Origin of the sequence: Streptomyces sp. CB03234 (assembly GCF_001905885.1) — a bacterium.
GTDB lineage: Bacteria > Actinomycetota > Actinomycetes > Streptomycetales > Streptomycetaceae > Streptomyces.
The window spans coordinates 491,988-507,294 of record NZ_LIYH01000002.1 but is presented as its reverse complement, the minus strand read 5'-3'; the positions used below and the strand labels follow the sequence as shown (position 1 = coordinate 507,294).

The window sequence follows — 15,307 nt, the reverse complement described above, 5'->3', positions numbered from 1 at the left end:
CCTCGCCTTCGTCGAGGGGTCGGTTTCACCGGAGGTTCCTTCCTGTGCGGGCCGGACGCGCTCTGCGGGGCAGGTAGACCAGCGCCTCGGTGCCGGCGAAGCGCAGGACGAACGTGGTGAGCAGCGCGAGGGCGGTGGCGGGCAGCACCGCCATGTGGAGCTGCCCGACGAACAGGGCGATCAGTGGTATGCGCAGGACGAGGTCGGCGTTGGCGAGGAGCGCGAAGCGCCCCACGCGGTCGGCCCAGTGCCGGTGGTGGCGGCGGTCGCGGAAGAGCAGCACCTCGATGAGGAGGAAGTTCCAGGCGACGCCGAGCTGGTTGGCGAGGATCTCGCCGGGCAGGTAGTGCAGCCCGGCGCCGGTGAGCACGTACAGGGCGGCGAGGTTCGGTACGAAGCCGGTGAGGCCGATCAGCCCGAAGGCGACCATGCGGGCGAGCGGGGACGCGGTGCGCAGCTCGACGAGGTGGCGGAGGAACCGCACGCCTTCCCTGGCCGTGGACTTGGACTCGCCGGCGAACCGTTCCTCGAAGACGAACGGCACCTCGGCGACCCGGGCCGGACGGCACCGTACGGCCAGCTCCATGAGGATCTTGTAGCCGAGGGGCTTGAGGGTGTCGGTGGTGAGGGTGTCGGTGGTGAGGGTGGCGCGCCGGATGGCGAAGAAGCCGCTCATCGGGTCGCTGATGCCGCCGAGGGCGCGTGGGAAGAGCGCCTTGGCGAGCCAGGTCGCGCCGCGCGAGACGGCGACGCGGTAGCCGCCGGCGAGTCCGGCGCGGCTGCCGCCGGGCAGGTAGCGGCTGGCGACGACGAGGTCGGCGTCCTCCTTCTCGCCGGTGGCGACGAGGTCGGGGACGAGGGCGGGCGGGTGCTGGAGGTCGGCGTCCATCACGACGATCCAGTCGGCGGTGGCGGCCTTCAGCCCGGCGACGACGGCGCCGCCGAGGCCGCCGTCGGGGGTGTCGCGGTGGATGACGGAGACGGGGAAGGGGCAGTCCCGGGCGGCGTCGGCGATCACGGCCGGGGTGTCGTCGGTGGAGTCGTCGACGAAGACGATCTCGCACGGGAGGCGGTCGGGCACCGTCGCGGCGATGCGGCGCAGCAGCTCCCGTACGTTGGCGGACTCGTTGAAGGTGGGGATGACGACGGTGACGGCACCCGGCTCGGGTACGTCGTCGGTGACCGGGGCGACGTGCTCGGCGCCGGTGGGCTGGATGGTCAAGAGGCCTCCGCTCGGCTGTTCCGGTCTCCGGTGATCTTCCGGATCTCGATGCGTTCCTCGCCCTCGCCGAAGGTGGCGACGGGCGTCGAGTGCTCCAGCGCCGCCTTGACGTTGGGCAGGTCACGCGCGTCGCGCCGGACGGTCGGGGAGGCGACGACGTAGTCCAGGTCCCGCCAGCCGCGGGGCATGGTCTTCGTCACCGCCGGGTCGAGGTCGGCCTTGTAGAACCAGATGGCCCCCAGCCCGGGTTCGTACCCGGCGTGGACGAGGTCGAGCCAGAGCGCGTCGTCGACCAGCACGCGTGTGTGGGCGGGGTCGGGGACCTCGCGGCCGAGCCAGGCGGCGGCGGCCCGGTAGGGGGCGTTGGCGTCGGCGGTCATGGCGGTGCGGTCGCCGTCGTACCAGCGCGGGACGACGTACACGGCCGCCGTGGCCGCGAGCAGGACGGCGACGGTCCGGCGGACGGCGGTGCCGAGCGGGGCCCGGTGCGGGCCGTGGGGCGTGGCGATCGGGCGGCGCAGCACGGCGTGGGCGACGCTGGCCGCGCCGCCGGCGAGGACCAGGGCGAGGAAGGGCAGCGCCTGGATGACGTACATGGCGGGCAGGTAGCCGGAGGGGCGCATGGCGACGACCGCCAGGATGGCGACGGCGAGCGCCGGTCCGGCCAGGGCCCGCGCGGTGACCGACCACCGGAGGGTGAGCAGGAGCAGGGCGGCGCCGGCGAGGCCGCCGAGCGGCAGGACACGGTCGTAGTAGAGCCAGGAGTCGAGCACCCCGTTGGAGCCGGTGCCGTCGGTGAGGATGAAGCCGGAGCCGGGGCGGCTCATCTGGTAGGTGATGCCGTCCCACAGGGAGACGTGTCCGTCGCCGGGCAGCAGCTCGCCCTTGAGGAGCGCGAACAGCGGGTAGGAGAAGCCGATCAGCGCGCAGGCGGTGATGGCTCCGGTGACGGCGAACTTGCGGGTGTCGCGGTGGCCGTGGCGCCACATGGTCACCAGCAGCGCCGGGAGGACGACGAGCATCGTCTCCTTGGTGAGGACACCTGTGGCGGCGGTGATCCCGGCGCCGAAGTGGTGCCACAGGTGCCGGTCGGGTGAGGCGGCGAGGCAGAACGCCAGCAGCATCCACATCACGGCGAGGTTGTCGAGGAAGATCTCCCGCTGCAGGACGACGGAGAGCGGGGAGAGCCCGAACAGCGCCATGGCCAGGCCCGCGGCCCAGCGGGGCAGCCACAGGCGGCGCGCCAGCACGTACAGGAGCACCGCGCTGGCGGCGCTGACCAGCAGCATCGCCAGGCGCATGGAGGCGACGGTCATCGTCTCGGGCGCGATCAGCGACGGTATCCAGGTGAGGGCGGCGAGCTGCATCCAGCCGAGCGGCGGGTGATCGTACCAGTACGTGTAGTGGGCGAGGCCCCGGCCGTTCTGCACGGCCCACGCCTGGGCGAGGTAGGTGCCCTCGTCGTCGCTGAGGGTGGGGTACTGCTGGATGTTCCAGCCCTGGACGAGGAGGATCGCCACGAGCAGCACGCCGCACAGGATCAGGTCGGGGCGGGAGCTGCGGAAGCGTATGACGGGCCGGGTGACCAGCCGTCTCTTGTCGTGCGGTGCCGGGACGGCGATCGTCTCGGGGGCTGCGGGAGCCGCGGGAAGGGTGGCGGTCATCGGGTGGCTTCCTCCCGTACGAGGTGGGCGCCGACGTGGCTGGTGAGCTCCCACTCGTTGCGGCCGCGCTGCTCGCGCCAGACCGCGCGGACCGCCGCGCCCGCCAGCAGCAGCTGGTAGAAGGGCCCGCCGACGATGAGCTTCAGGTAGTGGACGAGCCGTACGCGCAGCCCGTACTGCCTGCCGAAGTCGTGCAGTCCGACGATCTCGAAGACGAACGTCACCATCGCGGTCAGCAGGGGGAGGAAGGTGATGACGGCGATGCCGATGGGGACGTCGAGGAAGAGCGCGACCGCCACGTTGAGCGGGATGATGACGCCGGTGAAGGCCTGCATGAACGGCGTCATGAGGGTGTAGCGGGCGAGCATCCGCTGCCCGAGCGTGGGCAGTTGCTTCCAGTCCTTCTTGCGGTAGACCTGGAGGAAGCCCTGGTTCCAGCGGGTGCGCTGTTTGAGCAGGCTCATCAGGGTGCCGGGGGTCTCCTCGCGGGTGACCATGTCGGCGTCGTACGCGACGACGACCTTCTTGCCGACGCTGGAGAGCCGCACGCCCAGGTCGCAGTCCTCGGCGAGGCAGTTCTGGTCCCAGCCGCCGGCCTCGCGCAGCACGTCGGTGCGGACGAAGACGGTGTTGCCGCCGAGCGGGATGAAGCCCTTGGCGGCGTGCAGGTGGAGGCGGGAGCGGAACCAGAAGAAGTACTCCAGGCAGTTGCGCAGGGAGTACCAGCTGGAGTGGAAGTTGATCAGCTGGACGCCGCCCTGGACGACGTCGGCGCGGGTGGCGGTGAAGGCGTGGTCGACGTGTGCGAGCAGCTCGGGGTGGACCTGGTCCTCGGCGTCGAAGACGCCGACGACGTCGCCCCGGCAGTAGGGCAGGGCGGTGTTGAGGGCTTTGGGTTTGTTCTTGGACTCGTGGGTGTCGACGACGACGCGTACGCGGCCGGGGTCGCGGACGGCGGCCCGTTCGGCGACCTCGGTGGTCTCGGGGTCGTCGTGGCCGACTATCACGATGATCTCGAAGTCCCGGTGGCTGGACTCCAGCAGCCGGTCGATCGTGTGCTCCAGGACGAGCTGTTCATGGCGGGCGGGCAGCAACAGCGAGAACGACAGCCCCTGTTGCCCGTCCGGGCTCTGGAATCGGGTGGCGGCGAGCGTCTCGGGCGTACGCCAGGCGTGCATCTGCCACCACAGGGTGAAGGCGGCCATCCAGAAGAGCGCCAGCGAAATGGCGGCGACGGACACGGATACGAGCACGGAAAAGTTCCCCCCTCCGGCCGTGCCGCGGCGGAGCAGGTGCGCGCACCGGTGGTCGCACCGGTGTCACGCCGCCGCAGTACGGTCGTTCCCCAAGAGACATGTCAGGGGCGGATCGCGGCAGGACCCCCCTGGCCGTCGACGCCCTCGGTCAACGTCCGCACACGCCCTCCCCAGAACATGCGCGGAGTCTCCACTCCTTATGTCCGATGAGAATAGAGGTAGGGACTGACATTCAGGCGCTGTCCCGATAAAAACTGTGTTTTCAGCGTCAGTTGGCCAGTTTGCGCGCCAGGTCGTCCGGATCCGTGGTAGGCGCGTCGCAGGTGAAGTGGCGGCAGACGTACGCGGCGGGCTGCCCGTCGACCAGGGGCCGGTCCTTGAGCAGCGGGAACTCCTCCTCGCCGCCGTCCGGTTCGCCGAAGGCGACGACGGCGCCGGGGGCGGCACCGAGGAGCGCGGTGCGGTGCAGGGCGCGGGCGGTGTCGTCGTCCGCCCGGCCGACGACGGCGACCTCGCGCGGCCCGTCGAGGAGCGCCTCGGCGACGGCCAGGCCCCAGCCGATGAAGCGGGGCGCGCGCGGGCCGAGGGCCTTGACCACGCCGAGGGCGCCCTCGGCGGCAATGCGGTGGGCCTCGGAACCGGTGTGGGCGGCGTACGCGAGGAGGGCCCCGGCGGCAGCGGTCCAGCCGGAGGGGGTGGCGTTGTCGGTGGGGTCCTGGGGGCGGCGGATCAGCCGTTCGGCGTCGTGGGCGGTGTCGTACAGCGCGCCGCCCTCGCCGGTGAACTGGTCGAGCACGATGTCGAGGAGGAAGCCGGAGAACTCCAGCCACACGCCCTCGCCGGTGACGGCGGCCAGCGCCAGGAACCCTTCGGCGACGTCGGCGTAGTCCTCCAGCACCCCGGCGTTGGCGCCGGCGTGCCCGTCCTTGGAGGTGCGGGCGAGCCGCGCGGAGCTGTCCATGTGGAGCCGTACGAGCAGGTCGGCGGCCTCCGTGGCGCGTTCGACGAGGTCGGGGCGGTCGAAGTAGGCGCCGGTCTCGGCGAGCGCGGCGATCGCCAGCCCGTTCCAGGCGGCGACGATCTTGTCGTCGCGGCCGGGGCGGGGACGCTCCTCGCGGGCGGCGAGCAGCCGCTGCCGGATCCCCTCCATGCGCTCGGCGTCCACCACCCCGGCGCCCTGCGGCAGTTGCAGCACGGAGGACCCGTGCTCGAAGGTGCCCTCCTCGGTGACGCCGAAGTACTGGGCGGCGTACGCGGCGTCCTCCTCGCCCAGGACCTCGCGCAGCTGCCCGGGCGTCCACACGTAGTACGCGCCCTCGACGTGCTTGCCCGTCCCGTCGTCGGAGTCGGCGTCGAGCGCGGAGGCGAAGCCGCCCTCCGCGGTGCGCAGTTCCCGCACCATGAAGTCGGCCGTCTCCACAGCCACCCGGCGGGCCAGGTCGCTGCCGGTGATCCGCCACAGGTGGGCGTACACGCGGCACAGCAGGGCGTTGTCGTACAGCATCTTCTCGAAGTGCGGCACGACCCATTCGCGGTCCACCGCGTAGCGGGCGAACCCGCCGCCGAGCTGGTCGTAGATGCCGCCCCTGGCCATCGCCTCGCAGGTGTCGGCGGCCATCTGCAGGGCGCCCTCGGCGCCGGTGCGGGCGTAGTGGCGCAGCAGGAACTCGACCACCATGGACGGCGGGAACTTCGGCGCCCCGCCGAAGCCGCCGTGCCGGTCGTCGTAGTCGCGGGTCAGCCCGAGCAGCGCCTGGGCGAGCTCCTGCTCGCCGGGCGCACCGGCCCCGCCGTAGGCGAGGGAGCGCCCCGCCAGCTCCCGCACGATGTTCCCGGCGACCTCGTCGACCTCCGCGCGCCGGTCGGCCCAGGCGACCGCGACGCCCTGGAGCACCTGGTGGAAGGACGGCATGCCGTGGCGGGGCGCGGGCGGGAAGTACGTACCGAAGTAGAACGGCTCGGCCTCGGGCGTCAGGAAGACGGTCATGGGCCAGCCGCCGTGGCCGGTGGCGGCCTGCACGGCCTCCATGTAGACGGCGTCGACGTCGGGCCGCTCCTCTCGGTCGACCTTGACGGGGACGAAGTGCTCGTTGACGTACGCGGCGGTCGTCTCGTCCTCGAACGACTCGTGCGCCATCACGTGGCACCAGTGGCAGGAGCTGTAGCCGACGCTGAGCAGCACGGGCACGCCGCGGCGCCGGGCCTCCTCGAATGCCTCTCCCGTCCAGGGCCACCAGTCGACCGGGTTGTCGGCGTGCTGAAGGAGGTACGGGGACGTCTCATGGGCCAGTCGGTTCGGCATACCCCCATCCTCGCGCACCTCCCTGCGTCCCGCCCATGCGCCACAGGCAGCACACAAACAGCTCGCGCGGCCGGTACGGCCTCCGGTCAGTGCCGTCCCCGTGTGTGCTCCCCCGCCGCCGGGTCCGAGTGCCGGGCCGCCTGCCATGAGCGCCACAGAGACGCGTAGGCACCGTCCGCCGCCAGGAGTTCCTCGTGGCTGCCGAGCTCGACGATCCGGCCCCGGTCCATGACCGCGATGCGGTCGGCGTACCGCACCGAGTCCAGGCGATGCACGATGGAGATCACCGTGCGGCCTTCGATCAGCGCCGCGAGAGAACGCTCGACCCGGCGGGAGGCGGTGGAGTCCAGTAGCGCCGTGGCCTCGTCCAGGACCAGCGTGTGCGGGTCGGACAGCAGCAGCCGGGCCAGTGCCAGCTGCTGGGCCGCCGACGGGGACACCGGAGCGGCGCCCGGCCCGATCTCGCTATCGAGGCCGTCGGGGAGCCCGCGCGCCCAGTCCGTCAGCAGGACGGTCTCCAGCGCCTCCCACAGCCGCTCGTCCGGCGGGGCCTCCTCACGGGCCAGCGTGAGGTTGTCCCGTACCGTGCCGGTGAACACGTGCTGCTCCTGCGTGACGAGCACGATCTCACGCCGTAGTTGGTCCACCGGCAGGGTGCCGATCTCGGCGCCGCCGATGCGTACGGTCCCCCGGGTGGGATGGTGCACGCCGGCGAGCAGTTTGCCGAGGGTCGACTTGCCCGCACCGGAGGCGCCGACCACAGCCAGGCGCTCGCCGGGGCGGATGTCGAGCTCGATGCCGGACAGGACCTCGCGGCCGGGGCCGTAGCCGAAGCCGACCCCTTCCACCCGGATGGCGTGACCCTCGATGGCCGCCGGCGGCCGCGGCTCCTCGCGCGGCAGCCGGTCCACGCCCAGGATCCGGCGCAGCGCGGCGTTCCCGATCTGGAGTTCGTCGGTCCAGGTCAGCAGGTCGTTGAGGGGCTCGCCGAGCGCCTGCACGTACAGCACCACGGCGGTCAGCTCGCCGAGCCCCACAGCACCCCGCTGGTAGGCGAGCCCGCCGATGAGCAGGCACAGCGCCATCGGCACCATGGTGGCGAGGTCCAGGCTGGGGAACCAGATGGTCTGGAGCCAGGTGGTGCGCTGCCGGGTGCGTACCACCTGGTCGACGGCCGCGCCGTGGCGCTTCACCTGGCGGGGCCCGAGCCCCAGGGTCTCGACGGTGGCGGCACCGCGGGCGGTCTCGTGCGTGACGGCCAGGACGTCGGCCTCCTCGGCGAGCAGCCGCTGGTACGCGCGGGTGGCGCGCGGCCGGTACCACCAGGTCGACAGGGCGGCGAACGGTATCCCGGCCAGCAGCCCCAGCGCGAGCAGGGGCGAGGTCAGCAGGATCGCCGCGACGGTGAACACCAGGCTGACGGCGGCCAGCGCGATGCGCGGGACGGCCTGCCGGATGCTCTCGTTGAGGCGGTCGGCGTCGGTGGTGGCGCGGCTGAGGAGGTCGCCGGTGCCGACGCTCTCCACCTCCGCCAGCGGCAGCCCGAGGACCCTGCGGACGAAGTTCTCGCGCGTTTTGGCCAGGACGCGCTCACCGAGCAGGGTGGCCTGGGTGCGGGCCGCGCGGGCGAGCAGCGCGTGCGCGACGAGGATGGCGACGAAGGCCAGGGCGAGCAGGTCGACCCGGCCGGTGGTGGTGCCGGCTTTGACGGACTCGACCAAGTGGCCGAGAAGCCGGGGGCCGATGAGGCCGGCCACCAGGGCGGCGGCGAACAGCGCGAAGCTGAGGAGCAGCCGGGCTGCCTCGCCACGGAGGAAGGCGCCGATCCAGACGCGGACGTCGGCCCGGTCGGCCAGCGGCAGCCGGCCCGCCTCGGCGCGGCCCGGCGGCCCGGCGGGCGCGGGGCCGGGAGGCGGGGCCGGGGCGGCGCCGGCGGAAGCCTGGGTGGGGGTCGTCGTCACGAGGGCACTCCTGCGGAGCGGTCGGGGCTGCCGGGGACGTGGCCCGCGTCGAGGCGGACCTCTCGGTCGGCGACTCCGCACCACAGCGGGCTGTCGCTGAACACGATGGTGGTGCGACCCGCGCGGGCGGCGGCCACGCGTTCGACCACCCGCGCCTCGGTGTGGGCGTCGACGGAGGAGGTCGGGTCCTCCAGCACCAGGACGTCGGGGGCCGCGAGCAGGGCCCGCGCGAGGACGAGGCGCTGGCGCTGACCGCCGGACAGGGCCCGGCCGCCCTCGTCGAGGCGGGTGTCCAGGCCGGCGGGGAGGGCCTCGACCACGTCGTCGGCGTCGGCGGTGAAAAGCGCGACGTCCAGGTCGCGTGGGGAGCGGGCGGCCTCCGCGGTCAGCTCCTCCCGTACGGTGCCGCTGAACAGGGTGTCGGCCGGCCCGGACCGGAGCACCCGGGAGCGCAGTTCGGCGAGGTCCACCCGGTCGAGCGGGACGCCGCCGAGCAGCACGGCCGGGGCGCCGTCGCCGGACCGGCCCGGGCGGGTGAGCCGGTCAGCGAGGTTCCCGGTGCGGTCGGCGGGGGCGACGACCACGGTGAGCTGTCCGGCCTCGGCGGCGATGCCGGTGTGGGCGTCCACCAGCGAGAGCGGTCCCGGCGGCAACGGCTCGGGGTGCGCGGGCTGGGTGGTCTCGGGGGTGAGGCGCAGCAGGGTGCAGACCCGGCCGGCGGCGACCTTGGCCAGGCTGAGCGTTTCGGCGGCCTCGGTCGCGGTGCTCACCGGGAGGGTGAGGAAGGCCGACGCGCCGTAGAAGGCGACCAGTTCGCCGGCGGTGATGGTGCCCTGCACGGCGAGGCGGGCGCCGAACCAGACGATGCCGACGGTGACGAGGCCGGGCAGGAAGACCCCCGCCGCCTGGAGCCAGGCCTCCATCCGGCCGGCCGACTCGCCGGCGCGCCGCACCTCCTGGCTGGTGCGGCGGAAGCGCTCGGCGAAACCGGCCTCGCCGCCGATGCCGCGCAGGATCCGCAGGCCCGCGACGATGTCGCCGGCCTGGGAGGTGGCGATGCCCATCTGCTCGCGCTGGGCCTCGTCGCGCTCCTGGAGCGGCCGCAGCAGCGGTCCGATGCCCAGGACGGCGGCCGGGACGCCGATGAGCACGGCCAGCCCGAGCACGGGCGAAGTGGCGGTGAGGGCCACGGCCACCAGCACGGCGGCGAACACCGCGCCGATGGTGCGGCCGACCACCTCGAAGGCGTTGCCGATGCTTTCGACGTCGGCGGCGGCCGAGGCGGCCACGTCGCCGGAGCGGGCCTTGCCGCCCAGAGTGGCGCCCAGCCGGACCACGTGCCGCATCAGTAGGCGGTGGGTGTGCGACAGGGCGTGCGCCTCGGCGCCCACGGCGGCCTGGATCAAGCCGGCGCCGGCGAGGGCCTGGACGATGCCGAGGACCAGCGCGAACAGGGACCACAGGTACAGTCCGGCCTGGCCACTGCCCTGGCCGGCCTCGTCGATGGCCCTGCCGATGACGAGCGGGATCAGGGCGAGGGGGACCATCCAGACGGCACCGAGCACGCCGCTCAGCACCAACGGCCAGGGCCGGATTCGCACCAACCACCACAGGTAGGCCCAGGGGCCCCGCACGTCCGCCTCGGGCAAGGAGGCGGGAGCCACCGAGGCGTCGAAGAACCGGTTGCTCACAGGTACCGGTCCCGGGTGGCCGCGCAGCCGGCCTTGCCGGTGCGGGGGTGCGGTTCGGGGACCGCGACGATCCGGTCGGGGACGAGGTACGGGGGGAGCGTGGCACGCGGGTGCGCGCGCCGCGCGGCGGGTTCGGCCGTGATGCCACCGTCCTCCGGCGCCGTGCCGTCGGGTGTGTCGAGGGTCGCGCCGATGTCGCTGACGCTGTGGTGCGGGGTGACGGCCACGGGCGGGTGCGGACCGCGTGCGGGGGTGGCGGACAGGTCGGCCACCGCCCCTGCCCGGCCGGCCGGGCGGCCGTGTCGGACCGTCGTTCCGTTGTCGGTGACCGCCGGCCGGCCGGGGTCGGGGCAGGCGATGACGAAGAAGGGGTCGAGCACGCTGGGCAGAGTCATGGCAGGTGTCTTCTCGTGTCCGTCCGTGGGGTGTTCAGCTGCTGCGTGTCCCGGCCGCGTCGGGTCCCGCCGTGTCGAGGAGGGCCGTGAGGGCAGCCCGGTGGCGGGCGGCGAGGTCACGTACGGTCGCCTCGTCGTGCAGGGCGGTGGAGTACCACCACTCGACGCGCAGTACCTCGTCGTCCGTCGTGGCGATCACCTCGATGAGGTGAGGCCGCGTCCAGTGGGGGGCGGTGATGTCGCCGACGGGCTCCGGTGCCACGTCCGGCAGAACGGTGCGCAGCGGCAGGGTGTCCGCGTCGTCGCCCTCGAAGTCGAAGGAGACATCGCTGGGCGGGGCAGCGCGCAGGGCGGCCGCGATGCGCGGTCGGCCGTGGCGGCTGAGCGCGCCGTACCCCACTCCGCCGCCGGGCATGGCCGCGAGGTGGCCGACCGTCCGGGCGAGCCGTTCGGCCGCGCTGCCGGGGGCCAGGTCCATGCGGACGGGCACGGTGGTGGTGAACCAACCGGTGGTGCGGGCCAGATGGGTGTCGCCGACGGCCTCCTCGCGCCCGTGCCGCAGGATGTCCACCCGGACCGCCGTCTCGTCGAGCCAGTCGGCCAGCGTCTCGCCCAGGGCGTGCAGGACGAGGTCACCGGGGTGGGCACGGTGGGCGCGGGCCGCCGTGTGGAGGCGGGCGGTGAGCTCCCGGGGGAACTCCTCGCGATGGGTCGCGGCGGTGTGGGCGGTGTTGACGGCCCGCGGGTCGTCGACCGCGTGGTCCAGCGGGATGGTCGCGGGGGTGCTGACCACGTCGGTCCACCACTCGGCTTCCGCCTCGGTCTCGGGGGTGCGTGCGTGGGCGGCGAGCGCCTGAGCCCACTCGGGGTACGAGGTGCCCTCGGCGCACCAGGCGTCGTCCCGGCCGGCTTCCAGCGCCGTGTACAGCTCCTCGAGATCTTCCAGGAGGACGGACCACGAGACCATGTCGAACGCGATCTGGTGGATGACGATCAGCAGCCGCCCCGGGCGGGCCGGGCCCGCGTCGAAGCGGACGAACCGGGCCACACGTCCGGTCCGCGGGTCAAGGGCCTCTTGTTCGACCGCGCAGCGCAGGGCGATCGCGGCCGGCAGTTCGGGGTCGGCGAGTTCGGAGATGTCCATCGTGTCCAGCACCGGGCCCAGGGCCTTGGCGGGCGGGCCGTCGGCGGCAATGGCCGCCACGACCTGCCGGGGCCGCCGGGCCGGGGGCGCCTCGACCGCCAGGCGCAGCGAGGCGTGCCCGGCGACCAGCCGGCGCACGGCCTCGGCGAACAGCTCGGCGTCGAGGCCTGGCCGGGTGGTGAGGAGCAGCGCCTGGTTCCAGTGGCCCCGGTCGCCGGTCTGCTCCTCCCAGGCCTGTTCCTGCGGAGGGGTGAGTACGACCGGACCATGGCCGGCGCCGGGCGGCGCGGCGTCGGCGGTACGGCGGCGGGCGGCGCGTTCGGCGACCAGCGCGGCCAGCCGGGCCGTGGTCATCTCGGGGGCGGCCAGCTCCGGTAGCTGTACGCGGACGCCAAAGGTGGCGTCGATGCGGCGGGCGGTGCGGATGAGGTCGAGGGAGTCGACGCCGAGGTCGAGCAGCGGGGCCGACGGGTCGGCCCGAGGCGCGAGTACGGTGTCGGCGAGCCAGGCGTCGAGGCATGCGTGGATCTCCTCGGCGGTGGGGCCGGCCGGGCCGGTGGAGTCGGCCGGGCCGGTGGAGTCGGCCTGGTGGGCGTTCTCCTCCGCCACACCGTTCTGGCCGTTGTGGCCGGCACCCGGGGCCGCGGCGCCGGCCCCCGCGGGGGCGCCGGCGTCCGCGGCGGGACCGAGGGGCGGGCGGGCCCGGGCGGTCATGCGCCGGCCTCGCCCAGGGCGCCGTCGGGGCGGCGCACCAGGAACGGCCCGAGGGCCAGGGCGTCCATCGGCAGCCGGTGGAAGGTGGCGAGGGCGTCGCGCGGGCTGCAGACGACTGGTTCGTCGCGGCCGTTGAAGGAGGTGTTCAGTATGACGGCGGTGCCGGTGTGCTCGCCGACCTTGCCGATGAGCCGGTGGTAGAGGGGGTCGACGTCCGCGGAGACCGTCTGCGGCCGGGTGGTGCGGTCGCTGTGGACCACGGCGGGCATGACGGCGGCGCCGGCCTCGGTGACCGGAGTGGTGACGATCATGTAAGGCAGCGGGGTCGTGGTGCCGATCAGTGCGTCGGCCGCCTCCTCCTGCATGCTCGGGGCGAACGGCCGCCACGCCTCCCGGTCCTTGATGCGGACGTTGACCCGGTCGCGGGTCTGCTCCGGGTTCGGCACGGCGACCATGCTGCGGTGGCCGAGGGCGCGGGGGCCGCCCTCGGCCCGGCCCTGGAACCAGCCGGCCACTCCGCCGGCGGCCAGGACGTCCGCGGTCGCGGCGGCGATGTCCGCGGGCTCGGTGTAGGCGGTGCCGGAGGCATCGAGGACCCGGCGGATCTGGTCCGGGCTCCACTGCGGACCCCAGGCCACCGAGCCCTTCATGGGCTGGATCCGGTCGCCCTCCTGGGCCGCGACCCAGACCGCCGCGCCGAGCGAGACGCCCTGGTCGCCGGCGAGGGGCTGGACGAAGAGGTCTCGGACCTCGGGCATGCGCATGAGCTTGCCGTTGAGGGTGGCGTTGAAGCCGACGCCGCCCGCGATCAGCAAGGTGGTCTCGCCGCTCTCCCGGAGCAGGGTGCGTACGACGGCCATGACCGCGCGCTCCAGCGCTGCCTGGGCCGTCGCCGCGATGTCCCGGTACTCGAACGGGTCCCGGTCGGTGACCTTGGTGTAGCGGCCCACGCGGGGGTCGAAGCGGCGGGCCGAGCGGTTGGGGGCATCCGGCAGCACCTTCTCCAGATGCTCAAGCCAGTGCCGTATGGTGGCCGTCTCCTCGTCGGTGCTGCCGGTGGAGCGCAGGTCCGGCGGGACGACGCCGATGGTGAAACCCTCGTCCGTGAAACCGAAGGCGCCGCCGAAGGTGAGGTCCTGGGGGGTGCCGTACGAGGCCAGGCCCATCATCTTGCCGGCCGCGTCGGAACCGAGGCCGGCGTACTCGCAGACCGCGGCGTAGAAGTAGCCCAGTGACCAGCCGGGCGTGTAGCTGCGCAAGGTCTTGATCTCGCCGTCGATACCGACGGCGAGGGTGGTGCTCACGTCCTCGCCCTGGCCGTCCAGGACCAGGATGGCGCCGCGGTCCCGCCCGGAGAGGTGGTAGGCGCTGGCGGCGTGGGCGATGTGGTGGTTGACGAACGTCAGCCGCGGGTCGCGGGTGCGCGGGAACAGCGCCTTGGGCAGCAGGTGTTCCAGCGCGGCGGCGTCGTCGGCGAACCAGTCCAGGCACCGGTCGCGGAAGAGCTTGGGCAGGTCCCACCCGTGGGCGACGACGTCGATGTCGTCCAGGGTGAGACCGCCCTCCGCGAGGCAGTGGGCGGCGGCGTTGAGGGGCGCCTCTCCGTAGGCGTGCTTGTTCCGGGTGAAGCGTTCCTCCTCCGCCAGGGCGATGACTTCGCCGTCCACGACGAGGCAGGCAGCACCGTCGTGGCTGGCGCCGGGCCAGCCGTTGACTCCGAGCACACGCATGGTCAGTCCCCAAAGGTCGGTCGGGATCGTCCGGTGCACCCCGGGCCCAGTGGGCGCGGGATGCACCGGTCACGCCAACCGATCTTGTCGGCCCGCCGAGTTGTACACGACCTTCGACGTTGTGCGGAGATCGGCGGCGAAGATCGCGGACGCCGCCTTCAGCACCTCGTTCGCGCGCCGCAGCTCCTCGACCTCACTGCGCAGCCGGCGCAGTTCGGCCCGTTCGTCGAGGGTCAGCTCGTCCGTGGCGGGGCCGTTCGCGGAGGCGGTGGGCGGGAGGGTGCCGGGGTGCCCCCAGCCGTGACCGGGCATCCGGTCGGGGCCGCGGTCCGGCTCCCGGTCCCGGGCGGGTCCGTTGTCCGGCTCCCGGTTCCGGGCCGGTCCGTTGTCCGGCTCCCGCTGCAGGGCCGCCACATCGTCCGGTTCCCGGTTCCGGGCGGGACCGCGGACCGGGACACGGTTGTCCATATCCCGGGCCTGGTCGCGGGCGCGGCCCGCCGCCGGGGCGGCGCCCCACCCGGCGTCCCCGTCCGCGCCGCGCTCCGGGCCACCCGGCCCGGCCCCGCGCCGGCCGGACCGAGGAGGTTCCCGCTCCGGGCCGCCCAGCCGCCCGGGTCCGGGTGCGTCGCGTGCTTCCAGTTCGCTGCTGACGCTGTGCCAGCGGCGCGACCACGACGCCAGGTCTCCGCCGCATGCCGCCACATAGGCGAGGGTCACCTTCAAGGAGGGTTTGTGCAGTCCCCGGGCGGCCTCGGCGAGCGTGGCCACGGAGTAGTGCGCCAGTTTCGCCATGGTGCGGTACGAGGGGTTCCCGGCCTGCCTCCGTAACGTGCGCAAGTCGTGGGCGAATGCCTCCAGTGGTCCTGCGGAAGGGTCCAGTGACCGCTCTGGCCTGGGCACATTTCCCCCTAGTAAATCGGTTGTCTCGACAAGGCGCGCAGGTCCCGTCGGGCCGTACAACCGTGGTCAGCGGTGTCCGGCCCCGACGGCACGATCAGCCGGAGACCGCTGGAATCCCGACAGGGAGGCCTCCGCACCGGAGCTGCGGCTATTGGTACATGCCACTGACATACACATCAACTCATCAACCGATAATTCCGGCCAGCCCCGGAGCCGCTCGCCCGGGTCGGAACGGCCGTCCGCTCGACCCTCAACACCGGCCGGACGCTTCCGCTTCCCGCTGTGCCACCCCGAGTTGTACAGGGGCAGTCGGCGGTTGCACCCCGTA

The 15,307-nt window shown here is 73.4% G+C and carries 10 protein-coding genes; all 10 read right to left on the bottom strand.

What is annotated here, in order from left to right; translation table 11 throughout:
- Positions 1-25: 25 nt before the first annotated feature.
- The 10 genes from AMK26_RS09135 to AMK26_RS37645 all read right to left on the bottom strand — a co-directional run bounded on the left by AMK26_RS09135 (position 26) and on the right by AMK26_RS37645 (position 14,871).
- Positions 26-1,222, bottom strand: a complete 1,197-nt coding sequence (locus tag AMK26_RS09135; RefSeq protein WP_073753973.1) for a glycosyltransferase — start codon at positions 1,220-1,222, stop codon at positions 26-28.
- Entirely contained in the window at positions 1,219-2,886 is a 1,668-nt protein-coding gene (locus AMK26_RS09130; RefSeq protein WP_073753971.1) for an ArnT family glycosyltransferase, read from the bottom strand. The genes AMK26_RS09135 and AMK26_RS09130 overlap by 4 nt, the downstream gene beginning before the upstream one ends.
- A complete protein-coding gene (locus tag AMK26_RS09125; protein ID WP_073753969.1) occupies positions 2,883-4,139 on the bottom strand; it encodes a glycosyltransferase in 1,257 nt (418 codons plus the stop codon). The genes AMK26_RS09130 and AMK26_RS09125 overlap by 4 nt, the downstream gene beginning before the upstream one ends.
- A gap of 271 nt (positions 4,140-4,410) precedes the next feature.
- On the bottom strand, positions 4,411-6,444 hold the full coding sequence (locus AMK26_RS09120; protein WP_073753967.1) for a thioredoxin domain-containing protein: 2,034 nt from the start codon (positions 6,442-6,444) through the stop codon (positions 4,411-4,413).
- 86 nt (positions 6,445-6,530) lie between these two features.
- A complete protein-coding gene (locus AMK26_RS09115) occupies positions 6,531-8,405 on the bottom strand; it encodes an ABC transporter ATP-binding protein (RefSeq protein ID WP_079277512.1) in 1,875 nt (624 codons plus the stop codon).
- Positions 8,402-10,096 carry an ABC transporter transmembrane domain-containing protein gene (locus AMK26_RS09110; protein WP_073753965.1) on the bottom strand — a complete coding sequence of 565 codons (1,695 nt, stop codon included), beginning with the start codon at positions 10,094-10,096 and terminating at the stop codon, positions 8,402-8,404. Before AMK26_RS09110 ends, AMK26_RS09115 begins: the two co-directional genes overlap by 4 nt.
- Positions 10,093-10,491, bottom strand: a complete 399-nt coding sequence (locus AMK26_RS09105) for a hypothetical protein (protein WP_073753963.1) — start codon at positions 10,489-10,491, stop codon at positions 10,093-10,095. Before AMK26_RS09105 ends, AMK26_RS09110 begins: the two co-directional genes overlap by 4 nt.
- A 34-nt stretch (positions 10,492-10,525) precedes the next feature.
- The gene (locus AMK26_RS09100) at positions 10,526-12,349 is read right to left on the bottom strand and encodes a condensation domain-containing protein (protein WP_073753961.1); all 1,824 of its coding nucleotides are present in this window, start codon (positions 12,347-12,349) and stop codon (positions 10,526-10,528) included.
- Positions 12,346-14,079: a carbamoyltransferase family protein gene (locus tag AMK26_RS09095; RefSeq protein WP_073753959.1), complete on the bottom strand. Its 1,734-nt coding sequence runs from the start codon at positions 14,077-14,079 to the stop codon at positions 12,346-12,348. The genes AMK26_RS09100 and AMK26_RS09095 overlap by 4 nt, the downstream gene beginning before the upstream one ends.
- A gap of 69 nt (positions 14,080-14,148) precedes the next feature.
- Positions 14,149-14,871 carry a hypothetical protein gene (locus AMK26_RS37645; protein WP_073753957.1) on the bottom strand — a complete coding sequence of 241 codons (723 nt, stop codon included), beginning with the start codon at positions 14,869-14,871 and terminating at the stop codon, positions 14,149-14,151.
- Positions 14,872-15,307 lie beyond the last annotated feature (436 nt).